This window comes from Rhodophyticola sp. CCM32, assembly GCF_004751985.1.
GTDB lineage: Bacteria > Pseudomonadota > Alphaproteobacteria > Rhodobacterales > Rhodobacteraceae > Rhodophyticola.
The window spans coordinates 3,584,476-3,606,031 of record NZ_CP038492.1 but is presented as its reverse complement, the minus strand read 5'-3'; the positions used below and the strand labels follow the sequence as shown (position 1 = coordinate 3,606,031).

At 60.1% G+C, this 21,556-nt stretch carries 17 protein-coding genes and 1 tRNA gene; 4 read left to right on the top strand and 14 right to left on the bottom strand.

Features of this window, described 5'->3' with window-relative positions:
* Window positions 1-3 precede the first annotated feature (3 nt).
* From rpoC to E2K80_RS17575, 9 genes are all read right to left on the bottom strand, one after another.
* A complete protein-coding gene (rpoC, locus tag E2K80_RS17615) occupies window positions 4-4,212 on the bottom strand; it encodes a DNA-directed RNA polymerase subunit beta' (RefSeq protein ID WP_135376183.1) in 4,209 nt (1,402 codons plus the stop codon).
* Between the two features lie 79 nt (window positions 4,213-4,291).
* The gene (gene rpoB / locus E2K80_RS17610; protein ID WP_135376182.1) at window positions 4,292-8,428 is read right to left on the bottom strand and encodes a DNA-directed RNA polymerase subunit beta; all 4,137 of its coding nucleotides are present in this window, start codon (window positions 8,426-8,428) and stop codon (window positions 4,292-4,294) included.
* 257 nt (window positions 8,429-8,685) lie between these two features.
* Entirely contained in the window at window positions 8,686-9,066 is a 381-nt protein-coding gene (gene rplL / locus E2K80_RS17605; RefSeq protein ID WP_135376181.1) for a 50S ribosomal protein L7/L12, read from the bottom strand.
* A gap of 75 nt (window positions 9,067-9,141) precedes the next feature.
* Window positions 9,142-9,660, bottom strand: a complete 519-nt coding sequence (rplJ, locus tag E2K80_RS17600) for a 50S ribosomal protein L10 (RefSeq protein ID WP_135376677.1) — start codon at window positions 9,658-9,660, stop codon at window positions 9,142-9,144.
* 266 nt (window positions 9,661-9,926) lie between these two features.
* Window positions 9,927-10,625, bottom strand: a complete 699-nt coding sequence (gene rplA / locus E2K80_RS17595; RefSeq protein ID WP_135376180.1) for a 50S ribosomal protein L1 — start codon at window positions 10,623-10,625, stop codon at window positions 9,927-9,929.
* A gap of 3 nt (window positions 10,626-10,628) precedes the next feature.
* A complete protein-coding gene (gene rplK, locus E2K80_RS17590; protein WP_135376179.1) occupies window positions 10,629-11,081 on the bottom strand; it encodes a 50S ribosomal protein L11 in 453 nt (150 codons plus the stop codon).
* 167 nt (window positions 11,082-11,248) lie between these two features.
* Complete coding sequence (gene nusG, locus E2K80_RS17585; RefSeq protein ID WP_135376178.1) at window positions 11,249-11,782, bottom strand: transcription termination/antitermination protein NusG; 534 nt, start codon at window positions 11,780-11,782, stop codon at window positions 11,249-11,251.
* Window positions 11,783-12,074: 292 nt separating this feature from the next.
* Window positions 12,075-12,272, bottom strand: coding sequence for a preprotein translocase subunit SecE (gene secE / locus E2K80_RS17580; protein WP_135376177.1), 198 nt, complete (start codon window positions 12,270-12,272; stop codon window positions 12,075-12,077).
* Between the two features lie 135 nt (window positions 12,273-12,407).
* A tRNA-Trp gene (locus tag E2K80_RS17575) sits at window positions 12,408-12,483 on the bottom strand.
* 229 nt (window positions 12,484-12,712) lie between these two features.
* On the opposite strand from E2K80_RS17575, the gene E2K80_RS17570 reads away from it, so the two are divergent.
* Window positions 12,713-13,009: a hypothetical protein gene (locus tag E2K80_RS17570; RefSeq protein WP_135376176.1), complete on the top strand. Its 297-nt coding sequence runs from the start codon at window positions 12,713-12,715 to the stop codon at window positions 13,007-13,009.
* A gap of 110 nt (window positions 13,010-13,119) precedes the next feature.
* Here E2K80_RS17570 and gndA read toward each other — a convergent pair whose 3' ends face one another.
* Window positions 13,120-14,607: an NADP-dependent phosphogluconate dehydrogenase gene (gene gndA, locus E2K80_RS17565; RefSeq protein ID WP_338014559.1), complete on the bottom strand. Its 1,488-nt coding sequence runs from the start codon at window positions 14,605-14,607 to the stop codon at window positions 13,120-13,122.
* 183 nt (window positions 14,608-14,790) lie between these two features.
* On the opposite strand from gndA, the gene E2K80_RS17560 reads away from it, so the two are divergent.
* The 3 genes from E2K80_RS17560 to E2K80_RS17550 all read left to right on the top strand — a co-directional run bounded on the left by E2K80_RS17560 (window position 14,791) and on the right by E2K80_RS17550 (window position 17,021).
* Entirely contained in the window at window positions 14,791-15,486 is a 696-nt protein-coding gene (locus E2K80_RS17560) for a lysophospholipid acyltransferase family protein (RefSeq protein ID WP_135376175.1), read from the top strand.
* A 265-nt stretch (window positions 15,487-15,751) separates the two neighbouring features.
* A complete protein-coding gene (locus E2K80_RS17555; RefSeq protein WP_135376174.1) occupies window positions 15,752-16,330 on the top strand; it encodes a peptide-methionine (R)-S-oxide reductase in 579 nt (192 codons plus the stop codon).
* 436 nt (window positions 16,331-16,766) lie between these two features.
* On the top strand, window positions 16,767-17,021 hold the full coding sequence (locus E2K80_RS17550) for a hypothetical protein (protein ID WP_135376173.1): 255 nt from the start codon (window positions 16,767-16,769) through the stop codon (window positions 17,019-17,021).
* A 104-nt stretch (window positions 17,022-17,125) separates the two neighbouring features.
* Here the strand turns inward: E2K80_RS17550 and tuf are convergent, their stop codons facing one another.
* The 4 genes from tuf to E2K80_RS17530 all read right to left on the bottom strand — a co-directional run bounded on the left by tuf (window position 17,126) and on the right by E2K80_RS17530 (window position 21,553).
* A complete protein-coding gene (tuf, locus tag E2K80_RS17545; protein ID WP_135376172.1) occupies window positions 17,126-18,301 on the bottom strand; it encodes an elongation factor Tu in 1,176 nt (391 codons plus the stop codon).
* Between the two features lie 89 nt (window positions 18,302-18,390).
* Window positions 18,391-19,035: a hypothetical protein gene (locus E2K80_RS17540; protein WP_135376171.1), complete on the bottom strand. Its 645-nt coding sequence runs from the start codon at window positions 19,033-19,035 to the stop codon at window positions 18,391-18,393.
* A gap of 167 nt (window positions 19,036-19,202) precedes the next feature.
* Window positions 19,203-20,369 (bottom strand): M48 family metallopeptidase, encoded by a 1,167-nt coding sequence (locus E2K80_RS17535; RefSeq protein ID WP_135376170.1) that lies wholly within the window; start codon window positions 20,367-20,369, stop codon window positions 19,203-19,205.
* Window positions 20,369-21,553 (bottom strand): DUF898 family protein, encoded by a 1,185-nt coding sequence (locus tag E2K80_RS17530; RefSeq protein ID WP_135376169.1) that lies wholly within the window; start codon window positions 21,551-21,553, stop codon window positions 20,369-20,371. Before E2K80_RS17530 ends, E2K80_RS17535 begins: the two co-directional genes overlap by 1 nt.
* Window positions 21,554-21,556: the final 3 nt, after the last annotated feature.

Below are 21,556 nucleotides of genomic sequence, written 5' to 3'. Positions count from 1 at the left end.
GGTTTATTCCGCCGCGCTTTCCCCGCTCTCAGACTCGTCGGGGGCGGCCAGTGCGGCAGCCGCTTCGGCCTCGGCACGGGCTGCTTCGATCACCACTGCGTCACGTTCGGTTGCAATCCGGCGCACCCGCTGCGTGGCGCCCCCGGTGCCCGCCGGGATCAGGCGGCCGACGATGACGTTCTCTTTCAGCCCCACCAGCTTGTCGCGCTTGCCCTGCACCGAGGCTTCGGTCAGCACGCGGGTGGTTTCCTGGAACGATGCGGCCGAGATGAACGACCGGGTCTGCAGGCTGGCCTTGGTGATCCCCAGCAAAATCGGCTCCCCCGTTGCCGGGCGGCGTTTTTCGGCAAGGGCCTTTTCATTGGCCTCGTCAAACTCGGCCTTATCGACGTTTTCGCCTTTCAGCAGCGTGGTTTCCCCTGAATCCAGGATCTCCCATTTCTGCAACATCTGGCGGACGATCACCTCGATATGCTTGTCGTTGATCTTCACGCCCTGCAACCGGTACACATCCTGCACCTCGTCGATCATGTAATCGGCCAGCGCCTCGACACCCATGATCGACAGAATGTCATGCGGCGCCGGGTTGCCATCCATGATGTAGTCGCCTTTCTGGACGAAATCGCCCTCGGCAACGGGGATGTGTTTGCCCTTCGGCACCATGTATTCCACCGGCTCCTGCCCGTCTTCGGCGGGAACCACCGCAATCCGGCGCTTGTTCTTGAAGTCGCGGCCGAATTTCACATAGCCATCCTTCTCGGCGATAATCGCATGGTCTTTCGGGCGCCGCGCCTCGAACAGTTCCGCCACCCGGGGCAGACCCCCGGTGATGTCCTTGGTCTTGGCGCCTTCACGCGGGATACGGGCGACGACATCACCGGCCTCGATGGTCTGGCCATCCTCGACCGACAGGATCGCATCCACCGACATCGGATAGGTCACCGGGTTGCCCGCGTCATTGCGGACCGGTTCGCCATCTTCACCGACCACAAGGATCTCGGGCTTCAGCTCGTTGCCCTTGGGGGCCGCGCGCCAGTCCATCACGATCTTCTGGGTCATGCCGGTGGCATCATCGGTTTCGTCCCGCAGGGCCGTGCCCACCGCCAGATCGACAAACCGCACGCTCCCGGCCTTTTCGGCGATGATCGGCAGGGTATACGGGTCCCATTCGAACAGACGGTCACCGCGTGTCACCTCGGCACCTTCGGCGGCATGAACCTTGGTGCCATAGCCAAGCTTGAAGCTTGCCCGTTCGGCCCCATGCTCATCCATGATCGCCATGACCATGTTGCGCCCCATGACGATGATCTCACCGGCGGCGTTTTCCAGCAGGTTGGCATTGCGGAATTCAATCTTGCCGTCCGCACCCGCCTCCTGGAAGGATTGCTGGCCACCCTGGGCCACACCGCCGATATGGAAGGTCCGCATGGTCAGCTGTGTACCCGGCTCACCAATGGATTGTGCGGCGATGATGCCGACAGCTTCGCCCACATTCACCCGTGTGCCGCGCGCAAGATCACGCCCATAACAGGTGGCACAGACGCCCTCCTCGGCCTCGCAGGTCAGGGGGGAGCGGATCTGCATCGACACGACACCGGCCTGTTCCACCGCATCGGCCTTGCGTTCGTCAATCAGCTCTCCCTTGGTCAGGATCACCTCATCGGTGCCCGGCACCAGCACATCCTCACCCGCGGTCCGGCCCAGAATCCGCTCAGCCAGGGAGGACACAACCTCCCCGTCATTCACGGCGGCCTCGGCGGTGATCGTGTTCTCGGTGCCGCAATCAATCATCCGAACGATGCAATCCTGCGCCACATCCACCAGACGCCGGGTCAGATAGCCCGAGTTCGCGGTCTTCAACGCGGTGTCCGACAGGCCTTTCCGGGCGCCGTGGGTCGAGTTGAAGTATTCAAGAACGGTCAGACCTTCCTTGAAGTTCGAGATGATCGGCGTCTCGATGATCTCACCCGAGGGTTTGGCCATCAGCCCGCGCATCCCGCCCAGCTGCTTCATCTGGGTGACAGAGCCACGGGCGCCGGAATGGGCCATCATATAGACCGAGTTCGGCTCCTGTTCGGCGCCGTCATCATCGGTCACCTTGGCCGAGATGGAACCCATCATGGCGTCAGTGACCTTGTCATTGGCTTTCGACCAGGCGTCGATGACCTTGTTATACTTCTCACCCTGGGTGATCAGGCCATCCATATATTGCTGTTCGAATTCCTTCACCTGGCCGCGGGTCTCGTCAACCAGCGTCCATTTGGTGTCGGGGATCAGCATGTCATCCTTGCCGAAGGAGATACCGGCCTTGAATGCCTCACGGAACCCAAGCGTCATGATCTGATCGCAGAAAATGACCGACTCTTTCTGACCGCAATAGCGATAGACATTGTCGATCACCTGCTGGACCTCTTTCTTCCGCAGAAGACGGTTCACCAGTTCAAACGGCGCCTTGGCATTCAGCGGCAGCAGGCTGCCCAGACGGATCCGGCCGGGCGTGGTTTCAAACCGCTCATAAACCTCGTTGCCTTCCTCGTCGATCTGCTTGAGACGCGCGGTGATCTTGGCGTGCAGATGCACCTCACCGGCGTTCAGGGCATGTTCCACCTCTTCGACCGAGGCAAAGACCATGCCTTCGCCCTTCATACCTTCGCGTTCCAGGGTCACATAGTAGAGACCCAGGATCATATCCTGCGAGGGCACAATGATCGGCGCGCCGTTGGCCGGCGACAGAACATTGTTGGTCGACATCATCAGAACGCGTGCTTCCAGCTGTGCCTCCAGCGAAAGCGGCACGTGAACAGCCATCTGGTCGCCGTCGAAATCGGCATTGAACGCGGAACAGACCAGCGGATGCAGCTGGATCGCCTTGCCTTCGATCAGCGTCGGCTCGAACGCCTGAATGCCCAGACGGTGCAGCGTCGGCGCCCGGTTCAGAAGCACCGGATGTTCGCGGATCACCTCATCCAGGATATCCCAGACCTCGGGGCGCTCTTTCTCAACCAGTTTCTTTGCCTGCTTCACCGTGCTGCTGAGGCCCTTGGCCTCCAGCCGCGAATAGATGAAGGGTTTGAACAGCTCCAGCGCCATCTTCTTGGGCAGGCCGCATTGATGCAGCTTCAGTTCCGGCCCGGTCACAATCACCGAACGGCCCGAGAAATCGACCCGTTTGCCCAGAAGGTTCTGACGGAACCGGCCCTGTTTGCCTTTCAGCATGTCGGAAAGCGATTTCAGCGGGCGCTTGTTGGCCCCTGTGATCACCCGGCCACGACGGCCATTGTCAAACAGCGCATCAACGGATTCCTGCAACATCCGCTTTTCGTTGCGGATGATGATGTCGGGCGCGCGCAGTTCGATCAGCCGTTTCAGACGGTTGTTGCGGTTGATCACCCGGCGATACAGATCGTTCAGGTCAGAGGTCGCAAACCGGCCCCCGTCCAGCGGCACCAGCGGGCGCAGCTCTGGCGGGATCACCGGCACAACGGTCAGGATCATCCATTCCGGGCGGTTGCCGGATTCCAGGAAGTTCTCGACGATTTTCAGCCGCTTGATGATCTTCTTCGGTTTCAGCTCACCGGTGGCCTCTTTCAGGTCTTCACGCAGTTGCGCGGCTTCGGCCTCAAGGTCGATATTCTGCAACATCTCGCGGATGGCTTCGGCCCCGATATTGGCCTGGAACGCATCGGCGCCATAAGCGTCCTGCGCATCCATGAACTCTTCTTCGGACATCAGTTGCCCATAGGTCAGATCGGTCAGGCCCGGCTCGATCACCACATAATTCTCGAAATAGAGAATCCGTTCCAGATCGCGCAGGGTCATGTCCAGCATCAGGCCGATGCGGCTCGGCAATGATTTCAGGAACCAGATATGGGCGACGGGCGCGGCCAGTTCGATATGGCCCATCCGCTCGCGGCGGACCTTTTGCAGGGTCACCTCCACACCGCATTTCTCGCAGACAACGCCGCGATACTTCATGCGCTTGTACTTGCCGCAAAGGCATTCGTAATCTTTGACCGGGCCAAAGATACGGGCGCAGAACAGCCCGTCACGCTCGGGCTTGAAGGTCCGGTAATTGATGGTCTCGGGCTTTTTGATCTCGCCATAGGACCATGACAGAATCCGCTCAGGGCTCGCCAGGCTGACTTTGATCTCGTCAAAGGCCTTTTGCGGGGTCAGCGGGTTAAACGGGTTGTTGGTCAGTTCCTGGTTCATCGTATTTCCTTACACAAAGGTGCGGGGTCGAGGGAGGTGGAAAACGCGCGTTTTCCACCGGGAATTCTTGCGAATTCCGTTATTCCTCCCCCTCCGCATCCAGGAGTTCCATGTTGAGGCCGAGGCCGCGGACTTCTTTGACAAGCACGTTGAAGCTTTCCGGCACGCCGGCTTCAAAGTTGTCCTCGCCTTTGACGATGCTCTCATAGACTTTCGTCCGTCCGGCCACGTCGTCCGACTTCACGGTCAGCATCTCCTGCAGGGTATAGGCGGCGCCATAGGCTTCCAGCGCCCAGACCTCCATTTCCCCGAAGCGCTGGCCGCCGAACTGGGCTTTACCGCCCAAAGGCTGCTGCGTGACCAGGCTGTAAGGCCCGGTGGAGCGTGCGTGGATCTTGTCATCGACCAGATGGTGCAGTTTCAGCAGATATTTCACACCCACCGTGACCTGACGGGAGAATTGCTCCCCCGTGCGGCCATCATAGAGATCGGACTGACCGGATGTATCGAACCCTGCGCGTTGCAGCGCATCGTTCACATCCGCCTCTTTCGCCCCGTCAAAGACCGGGGTGGCCACCGGCACACCACGGGTGACGTTGGAGGCCGCCTCAAGGATCTGGCTGTCCTCCATCCCGGCGGTGGCGTCGTTATAGACATCCTCGCCATAGGCGATCTTCATCGCATCCTGCACCGGTGTCATATCGCCGGAGCGGCGATATTCCTGCAGCGCTTCGTCGACTTTCAGGCCCATGCCACGGGCCGCCCAGCCCATATGGGTTTCCAGAATCTGGCCCACATTCATCCGGCTTGGCACCCCAAGCGGGTTCAGCACGAAATCCACCGGCGTGCCATCGGCCAGGAACGGCATGTCTTCCATCGGCACAACCTTGGAGATCACACCTTTGTTGCCATGACGCCCGGCCATTTTATCACCCGGCTGCAATTTGCGCTTCACGGCGATGAAGACCTTGACCATCTTCATCACACCCGGCGGCAGGTCATCGCCCCGGCGCACCTTTTCGACCTTATCATCGAATCGGTGATCCAATGCGCGTTTCTGCGCCTCGAACTGTTCGTTCAGGGCTTCCACATGGGCCGCGTCTTTTTCCTCACCAAGGGCCAATTGCCACCACTGCCCGTGAGACAGGGTTTCCAGAAGCTCTTCGGTGATGTCCGAACCGGATTTGACGCCTTTGGGGCCTTTCACGGCGGTCTTGCCGAGGATCATCCCCTTCAGACGCGCATAGATGTTGCGCTCCAGAATGTGCAGCTCATCATCGCGGTCACGGCTCAGGCGTTCCACCTCTTCACGCTCGATCTGCAGGGCGCGTTCGTCTTTCTCCACCCCGTGGCGGTTGAAGACACGCACCTCGACCACGGTGCCGAAATCCCCCGGCGGCAGGCGCAGGGATGTGTCACGCACATCCGAGGCTTTTTCGCCAAAGATCGCGCGGAGCAGTTTTTCCTCCGGCGTCATCGGGCTTTCGCCTTTCGGGGTGATCTTGCCGACAAGAATATCCGCCGGGCCCACTTCGGCGCCGATATAGACAATCCCCGCCTCGTCGAGGTTGCGCAGCGCTTCCTCGCCCACATTGGGAATGTCGCGGGTAATCTCTTCCGGGCCAAGCTTGGTGTCACGGGCGGCAACCTCAAACTCCTCGATATGGATCGAGGTGAAGACGTCATCGCGCACGATCCGCTCGGAAATCAGGATCGAGTCCTCGTAATTATAGCCATTCCACGGCATGAAGGCGACGATGACGTTCTTGCCAAGCGCCAGTTCCCCCATATCGGTGGAAGGCCCATCGGCAATCACCTCTTCCTTCGAAACCTTGTCGCCGACTTTCACCAGCGGGCGCTGGTTGATGCAGGTGTTCTGGTTCGACCGCTGGAATTTCCGCAGGCGGTAGATATCCACACCCGCATCCCCCAGTTCCAGATCTTCGGTGGCGCGCACAACGATCCGCTGCGCATCGACCTGATCGATGATGCCGCCGCGTTTCGCCATGATCGCGGCGCCTGAATCCTTGGCCACGACGCTTTCGATCCCGGTGCCGACAAATGGCGCATCGGCCTGCAACAGCGGCACCGCCTGGCGTTGCATGTTGGAGCCCATAAGCGCCCGGTTCGCATCGTCATTCTCAAGGAACGGGATCAGCGAGGCGGCCACCGAGACCAGCTGTTTCGGGCTGACATCGATCAGGTCCACATTCTCGCGGGGCGAGAGCGTGTATTCCCCGGATTTCCGGGTCGACACCAGATCATTGAGGAATTTTCCATCCTCGCTGAGCGTCGCATTGGCCTGGGCCACCGTGTGCCGCATCTCTTCGGTGGCGGACATGTAATGGACCTCATCGGTCACCTTGGCATCCGCGACCTTGCGATAGGGCGTTTCGATAAAGCCGTATTTATTGACCCGCGCATAGGTGGCCAAGCTGTTGATCAGGCCGATATTCGGGCCTTCCGGCGTTTCGATCGGGCACATCCGGCCGTAATGGGTGGGGTGCACGTCGCGCACTTCGAAGCCCGCACGCTCCCGGGTCAGACCGCCCGGCCCAAGCGCCGAAAGACGGCGTTTATGGGTGACTTCCGACAAGGGATTGGTCTGGTCCATGAATTGCGACAATTGCGAGGACCCAAAGAATTCACGCACCGCAGCCGCAGCCGGTTTCGCGTTGATCAGATCCTGCGGCATCACCGTGTCAATCTCGACCGAGGACATACGCTCCTTGATCGCACGTTCCATGCGCAGCAGGCCGACGCGATACTGGTTTTCCATCAACTCACCGACCGAGCGGACACGGCGGTTGCCCAGATGGTCGATATCGTCGATATCGCCGCGCCCGTCGCGCAGTTCAACCAGCGCCTTGATGCAGGCGATGATATCTTCCTTGCGCAGCGTGCGCTGCGTGTCTTCGGCATCCAGCGCCAGACGCATGTTCATCTTGACCCGGCCGACGGCTGACAGGTCATACCGTTCGCCATCGAAGAACAGCTGATCGAACAGGCCCGAGGCCGCATCAACCGTGGGCGGCTCCCCCGGGCGCATCACGCGATAGATATCCATCAGCGCGGTTTCGCGGTTCAGGTTCTTGTCCGCGGCCATTGTGTTGCGGATATAGGGGCCGACATTGATGTTATCGATGTCGAGCACCGGGATATCGGTGATGCCCGCATCCATCAGTTCTTTCAGCGAACCGCCGGTCACCTCACCGTCTTTATCCAGTTCCCAGGTCAGTTCATCCCCGGCCTCGACATAGATCGCGCCGGTGTCCTCATTGATGATATCCTTGGCGACGAAACGGCCGACAATCGCATCAAAGGGCACCAGAAGATCAGTGACTTTCCCCTCGTCGATCAACTGCTTGACCGCACGCGGCGTGACTTTCTTGCCGGCCTCGGCAATCACGTTACCGGTTTTCGCATCCACCAGATCCATCACCGGGCGGGTGCCGCGCACACGTTCGGGGAAGAACTTGGTGACCCAGCCCTTGTTCTTTTTCAGCTTGAAATCGACCGTGTCGTAATAGGCATCCATGATGCCTTCCTGATCCAGCCCCAAGGCATAGAGAAGCGTGGTGACAGGCAGTTTCCGGCGGCGGTCGATCCGGGCGAACACGATATCCTTGGCATCGAATTCAAAGTCCAGCCACGAGCCGCGATAGGGGATGATGCGGCAGGCGAACAGCAATTTGCCCGAGGAATGGGTCTTGCCCTTGTCATGGTCGAAGAACACGCCGGGGCTGCGGTGCATCTGGCTGACAATCACCCGCTCGGTGCCGTTGACAATGAAGGTGCCATTGGGGGTCATCAGGGGCATGTCGCCCATGAACACGTCCTGCTCCTTGATGTCCTTGACCGATTTCGCGCCGGTATCCTCGTCGATATCAAACACGATCAGGCGCAGGGTCACCTTCAGCGGCGCCGCATAGGTCATGTCGCGCTGCTGGCATTCCTCGACGTCATATTTCGGATGCTCAAGTTCGTATTTCACGAATTCCAGCACGGCGGTTTCATTGAAATCCTTGATCGGGAACACCGACTGGAACACGCCTTTGATGCCTTCGCCATCCAGCGGCTGCGGTTCATCGCCGGATTTCAGGAACAGATCATACGAAGATTTCTGAACCTCGATCAGGTTCGGCATCTCCAGAACTTCGCGGATTTTACCATAGAATTTGCGAATACGTTTCGCGCCTGTGTAGGTCTGAGCCATGCTCTCAAACACCTTTCCGTTTCCTCGTGCCGCACACGCCGTCGGGGCACCGACGCGGCCACACACTGAAACAAACGGGTTCGGACCAATTCATGCCCACCGTCCCACCGGCAAGCTCCCGATCCATTGAACACCGCCTTAGGGAAGACCCGCCCATCTTTCCAACGGGCCCTCGCTAAGACAGGGTCGGCTGGACCCGGGCGCATTGCCCGGATCCAGCCAGATATCTGCATCCTGCCCGCAGGCAGGCACAGGACTTACTTCAGTTCGACCTCGGCGCCAGCTGCTTCCAGCTTGCCCTTGACCTCTTCTGCTTCATCCTTGCTGACGCCTTCCTTGACGGCCTTGCCGCCGGCTTCAACCAGCTCTTTGGCTTCTTTCAGGCCCAGGCCGGTCAGGGCGCGGACTTCCTTGATCACGTTGATCTTGGAGGCACCAGCGGCCTTCAGGATCACGTCGAATTCGGTCTGCTCTTCCGCAGCCGCGCCACCGGCATCGCCGGCAGGCCCGGCCATCATCACCGCGCCACCAGCGGCGGGTTCGATGCCGTATTCGTCTTTCAGGATGGTTTTCAGTTCTTGGGCTTCGAGAAGGGTCAGACCCACGATCTCTTCTGCCAGTTTTTTCAGATCAGCCATGTTAACGGTTTCCGTATGTAGGTTTGTGTTCCAACATCGCAAGGGCCAGGCCCTACGACAGGTCTCAAAGTTGCTTTACGCGGCCTCTGCCTTCTCTTCGATCGAAGACAGAATGCTCGCGATATTCGAAGCAGGTGCGCCAATGGCCCCGGCGATGTTGCTGGCAGGTGCGCCAATGCAGCCCACGATCGAAGCGATAAGCTCCTCCCGCGACGGCATTTTCGCAACGGCCTTCACACCGTCAGCATCCAACAGGTTCTCGCCCATCGTGCCGCCAAGAATGACAAACTTGTCATTGCTTTTGGCGTACCCGTCCGCGACCTTGGCCGCAGCCACAGGATCTTCGGAAAAGGACAGAACTGTCATCCCCGCCATCAGGTCGGCGATGCCAGCGGCAGGCGTTCCTTCAAGGGCGATCTTGGCGAGCCTGTTCTTGGCGACACGCACGGACCCGCCCGCTTCACGCATTTGCGCGCGCAGGTCCTGCATCTCAGCAACCGTAAGGCCTTCGTAGTGCGAGACCACGACGACGCCAGAGCTTTCAAAGATCTGGCCGAGTTCCTCGACCACTTTCTCTTTCTGGGCTCTATCCACAGTTTCACTCCAAATTGGGAGGTTTCCCTCCCGGCTCATATTTGGCTGGGTTGCCCCAACCACTTCGGGTCCAAGTCAGGGTCCCGAGGCCAGATCGCCCGAGGTTGCCCCCGGAAATCGTCTCTCGCGTCCCATCTCAGGAAGGAATTATGTGGCGGATGCCACACCCTCCGTCTCGGACAGAACGGGGCCGTATTGATGGCCCCGCCATTCACCCGGCGAACCGGGCAAATCCTGTCAGGCAGGCAATGCGCCTGCCCGCAATCTCAATTGCCGGTCGCGCTTTCCACGCTGACCGTCACACCCGGCCCCATGGTGGAGCTGAGCGAAACTTTCTGCATATAGGACCCTTTGGCCCCGGCAGGTTTGGCCTTGCTGACCGCATCCACAAAAGCGCGGATATTCGCGGCAAGCTTCTCGGCATCAAAGCTCGCCTTGCCGATGCCCGCATGCACGACACCGGCCTTCTCGGCCTTGAACTGCACCTGGCCACCCTTGGCCGCTTCCACGGCCTCTTTCACATCCATGGTCACCGTGCCCACTTTCGGGTTCGGCATCAGGTTGCGCGGGCCCAGCACCTTACCCAGACGGCCCACGATGGGCATCATGTCGGGCGTGGCGATGCAGCGATCAAACTCGATGGTGCCGCCCTGAACGGTTTCCATCAGGTCTTCGGCCCCTACGATATCAGCGCCTGCCGCGGTGGCCTCTTCGGCCTTCGGACCACGGGCGAACACGGCCACACGAACCGATTTTCCGGTGCCGTTGGGCAGGGTCACCGTGCCGCGCACCATCTGGTCGGCATGGCGCGGGTCAACACCCAGGTTCATCGCAATCTCGACCGACTCGTCAAATTTCGCGGTCGCGCTGGCCTTGATCAGATCAACAGCCTCTTCAACACTCAGATCGGTCTTGCCGGCAAAGGCCGTACGGGCCGCAGTGCTTCGTTTTCCAAGCTTACCCATGATTTACCCCTTTACCTCGATACCCATCGAGCTGGCGGAGCCAACGATGATTTTCATGGCAGCCTCGACGTCATTGGCGCTGAGGTCTTTCATCTTCGCTTCGGCGATCTCGCGCACCTGCGCCACCGTAACCGAGGCCACCGTTTCACGACCGGGCGCCTCTGCGCCACGCGGGCGGTTGCGCTTGCCGACGGGTTTCAGGCCAGCGGCCTTCTTCAGATAATAAGACGCAGGCGGCGTCTTGATTTCCATCGCAAAGGATTTGTCCTGATAATAGGTAATGATTGTCGGGCAGGGGCTGCCCTGTTCCATCTCCTGGGTCTTGGCGTTGAACGCCTTGCAGAACTCCATGATGTTGATCCCGCGCTGACCCAGAGCCGGGCCAACAGGCGGGCTTGGGTTGGCCTGACCGGCCGGGATCTGGAGCTTCATCGTTCCAGCAAGTTTCTTGGCCATCCGGCCTCTCCTTTTGTCATCGGCAGGCAGAGCGCCCACCCTGAGAACCGGAACGCGATCCGGCCCTGTCGCTTCGCGTGGTCCGGTTCAGACGCGCGCGCCCTCGCCTCCCACAGATGATTGGCGTTGCCGCCATCAGATGGGCAGGTGCCCACCATTCCCTGAACTCAGATCTGCTTTGCGACCTGCGTATATTCCAATTCGACCGGGGTGGCCCGGCCAAAGATCGAGACCATCACCTTCAGGCGCTGGTTCTCATCATCCACTTCCTCGACCATACCATCGAAATCCTCGAACGGGCCGTCATTGACCTTGACCTTCTCACCCACTTCAAAGGTGATGGTGTTGCGCGGCGAGGCTTCACCTTCCTCAACCCGGTTGAGGATCGAATTCACCTCATCATCGCGCATCGGCATCGGGCGGCCCTGCGGGCCCAGAAACCCGGTGACCCGGGGGATCGAGTTGATTGCGTGATAGGCGCTGTCGGTCAGCTCCATCCGCACCAGCACATAGCCGGGCATGAACCGGCGCGGCACCGTGACTTTCTTGCCGCGACGCACCTCGATCACATCCTCTTCGGGCACCAGAACTTCCTCGATCTCGTCTTCGAGGCCTTTCTCCGTCACGGCAGTTCTGATCTGCTCGGCAATGCGCTTTTCGAAATTCGACAGCACGCTGATCGAATACCACCGTTTCGCCATGTCTTGCCCGTCCCTCGCACCGGCGCCCGCAGCAACCGGAAAATTACCATCATCTCAACGACTTAATCCGCGCCCCATCAATAAAAAACAGCGCGCATCACGAATCGACGCACGCTATCATTGGGGAAGTCGCGTGTGACCTACCGCCCGGGCCTTGGAAAATCAAGGGGTCGGGGCAGGTTTTCTGACCCGATTTCCCTGCTATAGCGTTTCGACTTTATAGTGAGACAGTGTAACGGCTTTCGCGTTTGAGCCAAAGGCGAAAGCCGTTTCAACATAAAGTCGAAACGCTTTAGCCGAACATGTTCAGGATCTGCTCCAGGCCCAGGCGGATCAACAGGTCGACACCGAAGAAAAAGATCGCGGCCAGCAACGCCATGATAAACACCATAACGGTGGTCAGCAGCACCTCGCGGCGACCGGGCCAGACAACCTTGGCAATCTCGGCACGGGTCTGCTGGAGAAACTGAAACGGGTTGGTCATGGCCATGGCTCTGTCCGATCCTTCGCGGGTATTGCGGGGCATATACGCATCACATGCGAGGCGCGCAAGCCGGGCGACAGCAATCCATACGGCTTTTCTGGCAATCCCTGAGGTCTGGCCCTGGGGTCTGGCCCTGAGGTCTGGCAGGGGCGGAGGGACTCGAACCCCCGACCGTCGGATTTGGAATCCGATGCTCTACCAACTGAGCTACACCCCTAGACCGGAGCCTCGTTTAGCCCTGGGCCTGCATCATTGCAAGCCGCAAAGAGGCAGATCACAGGCCGACCATGCACGCCCATCGAATTTGGCGGGACAGGTGCCGCAGGCGATGATCCGGCAAACCGGCGACACCGGCATCACGCGAAAGCGTTACGCGCCGTGGGTTGACCATGCCTGCGTCGCGCCTCATGTCTTGATCAGACGCCGCTGAGCCTCGAAGGCCTTTTATGTCACATGCCCACAGAACCGCCCTTGCCCTGATCGCCGCCCTGGCCCTTGCCCTGCCGATAAGCGTACCGGCGGCCCAGGCACAGGGGGCCCATGAATGCTCCGGTCAGCTTATCAGATCCGTCGAGGCCCGCTTACCGCGACTGAACCATGACATTCCGGTTCAGGCCTTGTCCTGCGCGGGTATCGTCCAGATCTATTTCCTGCTGGACCAAAGCAACCGGGGCGAGATCCAGCGGAATTACCTGCGCCAGCGGATCAACGCGGTTTTCCGGCGCGAAGGCCTGATCAACTGATCCTTTATCAATAATAGCGGTCTGAGGCGGAATTCTCCAGAATTCCACGTGGAAAACTGGAGTTTTCCATCCCTACGACCCATGGGCTTACGGGGCATAATCCGAAACACTTACCCCCAGGGGCCGTGCAACCCGGTCTGACCCGGCTGGTCCAGCCGTTCAAACCCGTGCTGGCCAAAGAAGTCACGCTGTGCCTGAAGCATGTTGGCGGTGCCCCGCGCGGTGCGCATCGTGTCGAAATACCCCAATGCGGCGGATAAGGCTGGCACCGCGATACCATGGGCCGATGCCAGGCTGACGGTCTGGCGCAATGCCCCATGGTGCTCGATCAGAAGGCCCGCGAAATAGGGGGCCATGATCAGGGAGCGGTCGGCAGCCTCACCTAGGGCGGCCGCCATATCGTCCAGCATGGCCGACCGGATAATACAGCCCGCGCGCCAGATCTCGGCCACCTTTGGCATCGGCAGGGCCCAGTCTTCCTCGGCGCTGGCTTTGGCAAGCAATTCAAACCCCTGCGCATAGGCCAGAACCTTGCCGGCGATCAGCGCGCCTTCCATCATTGTCTGGCTCAACGCGTCGCGTGGCAGGGGCGATGGCCCGGAACCGAAAAGCGCCTCGCCCGAAACACGATCCGCCGCACGGGAGGACAGGATGCGCGCGGTCACCGCCGCCTCGACCGCAGAAAGCGGCGCACCACGTTCCTGGGCATCCATCACCGTCCATCGGCCTGTGCCTTTCTGGCCTGCGCGATCGGCGATCACATCCAGCATCGGTCGGCTGGTTTCCGGGTCTGTGGCGGCTGCGATGTCCGCTGTGATCTCGACCAGGTAAGACTGCAATATGCCTTCATTCCAGCCCGCGAAGATCGGGGCCATATCAGCAGCCCCCATACCCAGCCCGTCGCGCATCAGCCCGTAGATTTCGGCGATCATCTGCATATCGGCATATTCGATGCCGTTATGGACCATTTTCACATAATGCCCCGCACCCCCCGGCCCCAGATGGGCCACACAGGGGCTGCCTGCGAAATCGGCGGCAATGGCTTTCAGCACCGGGGCGACCATGGCAAAGGCCTCCGCCGCGCCGCCCGCCATCATCGACGGTCCATGGCGTGCGCCTTCGGCCCCGCCGGACACTCCGAGACCCAGATGCAGAAGCGGTGCGGCAGAGGCCACACGGCGATTGGTGTCATGCCAGTCGGAATTGCCGCCATCAATGATCAGATCACCGGGATCAAGCAGCGGTTTCAGGGTCGCGATCTGATCATCGACGGGCTGCCCCGCAGGCACCAGCAGAATGATCCGGCGCGGCATGCTCAGGCTGGCGACAAACGCCTCCAGCGTCTCAGACGGGAGCAACCGGTCCGCAAGCGGGCCTGCCTCGGCCAGAAAGCCTTGGGTGCGGGCAAAGGTACGGTTGAAGACGGCGATACGGTGGCCTTTTTCGGCGATGTTCAGCGCCAGATTTGCCCCCATCGTGCCCAGACCAATCAGCCCGATTTCTGCCTGTTCCGCCATCTCGACACTCCACTCTTCCTGTCCGGTTCCGGGGCACCCTAACCGGCGAATGAACGTGCCGCCAGTATGTAGCGCCCACATGTCGGACCCGCATATTAAAGCGTTTTGCGTTTATATGAGGCATCCCCATCGAAAACCGCGTTTGAGCCGAAGGGGAGAGGCAGCGGTTTTCGATAAAGATCGAATGCAAACCGCTATAGGATTGACCCGCACCGCACAATCGCCCATTTCAACCACATTCCGAAATCAAATCCGCCAAGGCATATGAACCTCCGCAAACGCATCGCTGATCATCCGACCGCAAACCGCGCCGTGGCCGGGCTGTTCGGCCTTTACATGCGGTTCGTGCGGGCCAGTTCCCGCTGTGATGAGGATGGATGGGCGGCGGTCTCGCAGGCGATAGAGACCCATGGCGCGGTCCTGATTGTCTGCTGGCATCAGCGTCTGATGCTGACACCCTGGATGTTCGACCTGACCCAGGCCCCCTGCCGCAGCCTGACCTCGAACAGCCGTGCCGGGCGGCTGATGGGCTGGATTCACCGCGCTTTCGGCTATGAAACCATGCCGATGAAACATGGAATGCTGGGGGCAGGTGCGATCCGTGAAGTGCTCAAAGGGTTGCAGAACGGGATCTCGATCGGGATCTCGCCCGATGGGCCAAGAGGCCCGGCGCGGGTGGCCAAGGTGACCCCGATTCAATGGGCGCGGGCAACACAAATACCGGTTTTTGTGTTTACCTTCTCGGCACGGCGCTACTTGAGCTGGTCAAGCTGGGACCGGCTGATGTGGCCGGCCCCTTTCACAAAGCTCAGTCTGATGTGGCGGCAGTGGGAACGCGACATTCCCCGCCGGTTACAAGCTGACGAGGCCAAGGCGCTGGCCGATGATCTGGGTGCGTTCATGAATGGCGTCAGCGCAGAATGCGATGCCCGGGTCGGGCATGCCGCGCCACAGTTATAGCGCGGGATGAAGGGCATCATTTCAAATCTGTGCCATGCAGCCCCTGTACAAATCCGACGCCGCCCCGGAGACCTGTTTCCCCAATGGTTCGCGCTCACCTCCCTATGGTCAAGAATACCGGCATCAACGCTGCGGAATGACCGTATCAGGCCCCGGGGCATGTCACCAAAAAGCGATTTCTCCATCACGATCCGTCACGCAGGCTTGGTTGGGCTGTTAGCAGGTATCAGCGCTAGGCTTTCCCTGTAAAATCAGGAGATTCACCATGCTGCCAACGCACATCCCCCGCCGCCAGTTTCTGGCCGCAGTCACCATCAGTTCTGCCGCCGGTTTGCTGGCGGAACCGACCCATGCCAATGCCAGCCCAACCATCGAAGGGTCGGAAGACTTCCAATATGAAGTTACCCGCAGCCTGCCTGAATGGCTGCATCGTCTGAGCGAGCCGGAGTTTCGCATCTTGCGGCTGAACCAGACCGAAATTCCACGATCCAGCCCGCTTTGGGAAGAAAGCCGCAGCGGAACTTATTGCTGTCGTGGCTGCGATCTGACCCTTTATGACAGCGACTGGAAAGTGATCCTGCCCATTGGCTGGGTCTTTTTCGAGCATTCCAGACAGAATGCAGTACTGACCGGCATTGATAACGGCCCGCAACCGTCAGAAGAGGAGGCCAGTATGGATGAGACCGAGGTGATTATCAGCCCGATGCCGGGCGCAGACGGAGCGCGGGCCTTTGTCGAGGCGCATTGCCGCCGCTGTGGCAGCCATTTGGGCCATATGGTGGCAATCGAGGGACGGCTGCTGCATTGCATCAACGGGGCAAGTCTGGATTTTCAGCCCGCCTGATCCGCAAGGATCGACCCAAAACCGATTCCATCCCGCGCGCCTTCTCAGGCATCGAACCCCCTGCCATGTAACACGGTCAGGGGGTTTTTTGACGCATCGGTGAAGAGGCGCAGCCCGCTGTTTCACAAGTAATTGACCCACGAAAAGGTGTTGTCGTGAAACTTGCGAAACCCAGCACAGATCTGTGATTTACGCCCGACATGCGGATCACAGATCCTGAGAATTTGTGAAAAAAGTTACATAATAATTTCAGATGTTTGCATCATATCCCGCCGCTGCACTCACAAGCGGGTCACGGTCTCGGCCTGACAATCCAACCCTGCGCGATCAGGCGTGAGGAAAATGGTGTTTTTACCCCGGAGCCAAGGCTGTCGATGGTGACATCGCGGAACAAACCCGCAGTTTTGAAACCAAACACACTCTGAGGAGACTGATCATGAAAGCAACACTGAGTGCACTGGCCATTGCGGCCTCATTGTCCGCTGGTCTTGCCACCGCCAGCTTTGCCATGGAGGCAGAGATCGACGCGCTGATGGAAGCACTGGAAAGTGAATTGTCCACACGTGGTATCGAAACGGAAGGGTTGGAAAACCTGACCATTGCCGAACTGCGCCTGGTTCAGCAGATGCTGAGCAATGGCGATAGCGCCGGCGAAATGCGCGGGGCCATCGACACATTCGTGAACCAGTAAGCTTGACAGCTTATGGAAACCGAAAAGGGGCCGCGTGATGCGACCCCTTTTTTCATGAAAGGCTAAACGCCTGCTCAGATCAGCAGCAGGCAAGCCCCAGCCGCTTACTCAATGACTTTGGAGACGACGCCCGCGCCGACGGTTCTTCCGCCTTCGCGGATGGCGAAGCGCAGGCCGTTTTCCATGGCGATGGGCGCGATCAGTTCCACGTTGAACTTCAGGTTGTCGCCCGGCATCACCATCTCGGTGCCCGAGGGCAGTTCAACCGTGCCCGTCACATCCGTCGTCCGGAAGTAGAATTGCGGACGGTAATTGGCGAAGAACGGCGTGTGACGGCCCCCCTCTTCCTTGGTCAGGATATACGCCTCGGCCTCGAACTTGGTATGCGGGTTCACCGAGCCCGGCTTGCACAGCACCTGGCCACGTTCCACCCCGTCGCGATCCACACCCCGCAGAAGCGCGCCGATATTGTCGCCCGCCTCGCCACGATCCAGCAGCTTGCGGAACATCTCCACACCCGTGCAGGTCGTCTTGGTCGTGTCCTTGATGCCGACGATCTCGATCTCGTCGCCCACATTGATCACGCCACGTTCCACCCGGCCGGTCACAACCGTGCCGCGACCAGAGATCGAGAACACATCCTCGATCGGCATCAGGAACGGCTGGTCAACAGCCCGGGCCGGCGTCGGGATATACTCATCCACCGCCGCCATCAGCTCGGCAATCTTCTGTTCGCCGATCTCCGGGTCGCGGCCTTCCAGCGCCGCCAGGGCAGAGCCCGCGATGATCGGGATATCGTCGCCCGGGTATTCATAGGAGGACAGCAACTCGCGGATCTCCATCTCGACCAGCTCCAGCAGTTCCTCGTCATCGACCTGGTCGACCTTGTTCATGAACACGACCATGTAGGGGATGCCAACCTGGCGGCCCAGCAGGATATGCTCGCGGGTCTGCGGCATCGGACCATCGGCAGCGTTCACCACCAGGATCGCGCCATCCATCTGCGCCGCACCGGTGATCATGTTCTTCACATAATCCGCATGGCCGGGGCAGTCGACATGGGCGTAGTGGCGCGCCTCGGTCTCGTATTCCACATGCGCCGTCGAGATCGTGATCCCGCGCGCCTTCTCTTCCGGCGCACCGTCAATCTGATCGTAATCCATGAAATCGCCAAACTGCTTCGTGATCGCAGCCGTCAACGTCGTCTTGCCATGATCAACATGACCAATCGTACCGATGTTAACATGCGGCTTACTACGCTCAAACTTTTCCTTAGCCATCGCCCTGATGCCTCGTCATATGGGGCCCGTATGAGGCCCGGTTTCATATCCGGGCGCTCGTTACGAAGATGTGAGAGGAAAATCAAGCGTCAGTTGCTGACCGCCTCCGGCTCCACATCTTCGGGTATGGCGACATCGGTCTCGGATGCGTCTGCAATCGCTTCAATCTCGGCAGCGTCCACCGCAGCGGCGTCGGGGTCGATGTTGAACCAGTCCGGGTTCTGCAACATCCACAACTGCACCCGGCGGACGGCGTTGCGGGCCAGGATATCCATCTGCTCTTCCCGGGTGCGGATCAGACCCGAACCGAAGATCGAAGCGGCGCTGACCCCTTCGAAAACGGTGATCCGCTCCGGTTCCTCATGCAGTTTGATCTGGGCCGCGTCATCCCAGACATTGGCGGAAATCACCAGAACCGACTTTGGTGCCAGCACCACGGGAATGCCCGGTGGTGCCAGCGAAAACCCGTCAACATTGATCGCGATATGATAGAGCCGATCGCCCTCATAGCCCCCGAAACGGCGGTCGACCTCGGCGGTCAGCGCGTCGATCCATTCCTGTTGCGTGGCGTTCCGCGAAGGGGAAACCCGACGCATGTTCTCGGCCACGACGATGTTATATTCGAGGCGGAAATCGCCCATATCCGGCAGGTCCTCCTCCACCGGGTCGGGCGCCGCGCAGGCCGCCAGAAAACAGACCAGACCAAACGCCGCGATACGGGCCGTGAAGCGCATGAGAAATCCCCCGGGACAAGCAACGGACAAGCCATACCCCAGCGGATGCACCCACGCAACGTTGCCTTGGGACGACCCGGTCAACCGGCGGTCAGAGGATCACCCGGCATGGGTGCAAAGCGCGTCAGGACCTTGCCTGAGCAGATGCATGAGGCGGATATCAAAGATCAACTTTTGTCGATCGCCGTGTGTGCGCTGTTCTGGCATATGCTTTGCAGGGCACCCCATTCTGCCCCGGACAGGATCGGCGGCCCTTGGGTGAACCCGTGATCGGCGGCAGCAGTCGAGGCCGCGATCCGGTCCAGCAGTCCGGGATGGCTGCTGAGATGGCGGAACACCCCCAGATCCGTATCCAGACCTTCAGCCCGCAACCGTTCAAAAAACACCGCAAGCGATGCCGGGGAAACCCCTGCATGCGCCAGAAGATCATGGGCATAGGCATCCGCGCGGGCCTCTGCCTCGCGGCTGTAGGAGGAATTCACCAATTGCTGTGTCACCGCGGCAACAGCCGAACTGCCCAGAAAATCCCCATAGGCCAACCCGATGATCCCGAAAGAGCCGGTTCTGCGCAGCACGGCACGGGTGCCATCGCGATGGGCCACATGGCCGATCTCATGGGCCAGAACAGCCGCCACTTCCTCCGGCGTTTCAGCCGCCTGGATCAGACCGTTATGAAGGGTCACATACCCGCCCGGCAGTGCCGTGGCGTTCAGGCTTGGGTCAAAAACCACATGCACCTGCACCGGATAGGGCAGATCCAGCCCATCGGTCAGCCGTGTCTGCATCACCGCAAGGGCCGCCTGCCCCGCCGGATCGGTGCATTCATAGGCCCCCATGGCCGGGTAGATCTGGTTGAATGTGGTTTGCCCAAGGGCCATTTCGGTCGCGGGCGGGATCATCTCGGCGCCTTTATCCGCCATGAACGGGATCAACGCGAACAGGATCGCGCCAAACGCGACAACCGCCGCACCCGCCAGACCCAGAAGCCTGAGCGGCGATCCGTTTCGGGGCCGCAGGGGTTTCAGGTCGGGGAGCGCGCTGAGCAATATGCGCAGCGCCTCTCTCTCGCGGATCACAAGGCGCGCGGGCCCGGCATTGTCAGGGGCGAAGATAAACGCATCCGCACTGGCCTGATCGGGCACCTGGCGCATATCGGCCAAAGACCAGCGCTGGCTGCCCTGGGTCTCGACATTCTTCAACTCCAGCATTGCGGTGGAGCCCTGCCCGGCCACGCGCAGGCTGACCCGCTGCACCATCGGGCTGATCCCGTCATAAAGCTCGGCATAGATCATTGCGGCGGCGGCGAAGGAGGGGGTGCGTCGGGACAGGGCCATCAGAATGCCGCCCCCACATCAAGCGCTTCGGCAAATCCGCCTGCATCGCGCATATCATCACGGTCGCGCTGGCGGATCGTGCCAAGCAGCGCGGGTTCGTGGATTTCCAGCGTTTCAGCCACATGGCGGACCATCGGGAAGGTGACAAACACCTGGCGGAATACATTGTAAAAGACAGCGATCAGCGCAAAGGCCGAGGCCAGGATCAGCATGATGATCGCAAGCGGTGGGTTTTCAAGCATCGCTGGCGAGGCGACACCCCCCAGCAACAGGATGCCAATGGCCAGCCCCAGGATCAGCATCGCAGCAAACCCGCCCACGAGGCTGGTCAGCAGATTGCCGAGAATATGGATTTTCACCAGGGTGCGCGTGCGCGGATAAATGTCAAATTCCAGCCCGTCGCCAAGCGTCTTCATCGCCGCCATGATCCGGAACGCCGAGACCCGGTAATAAACCGCGAAAAGCAGGGTCAGCGGCAACACCAGATACACCGCAGCCAGCATATACCACTCGGATCGCTGCTGCACCGAAATCAGCGGCAGCGCGACCAGCCCCCACAGGCAGACCAGAAAGGGAAGCAGCGATCCGTATAGCTGCCCGAAATGTCCGAACTGGGTGAACCGTGCCGTGCCGAACCAGCTACGGTCGGTCAGGTATTTTTCAAGCTGAAACGTCATCAACGGCCAGAACAGCCCGACAGACAGGATTGTCAGAACCCAATACATGAAAGACCGCCAGGCATAGCCCCAGGCCCCAGGCGACATGGCAAACCGAATACCCCGCCAGCGCGACCGCGCCAGGATATAGCGCCGGTTACGATAGCGGGCCATGAAGACGATCGGCACAAGCGACAGTGGCGTGGCGGCCACCCCGAATGTCAGGATATCGGGGGGGCCTTCGCTCAGACGGATCAGGATGAACATCGCCGCGACATTGAACAACGCCAGATAGATCGCCAGAAGGATAATGGCGAAAAGGAACCCGACCAGTTTTTCCTGCCCGGTCCCGGTATATTCCATCGGCGTGCCCCCCGGGCGAACCGAAGACCAGTACCAGCGCCGGAACCGCGCGATCTGCCAGAAACGATAAAGACCAAAGGTGAGTGCGGTGAGCAGCCCGGTTTTCAAGGCCAGCTGAAACAGCTCGCCCCGGTCGCCGCCGAATTCCGTTTTAAGTCCTGACATGTC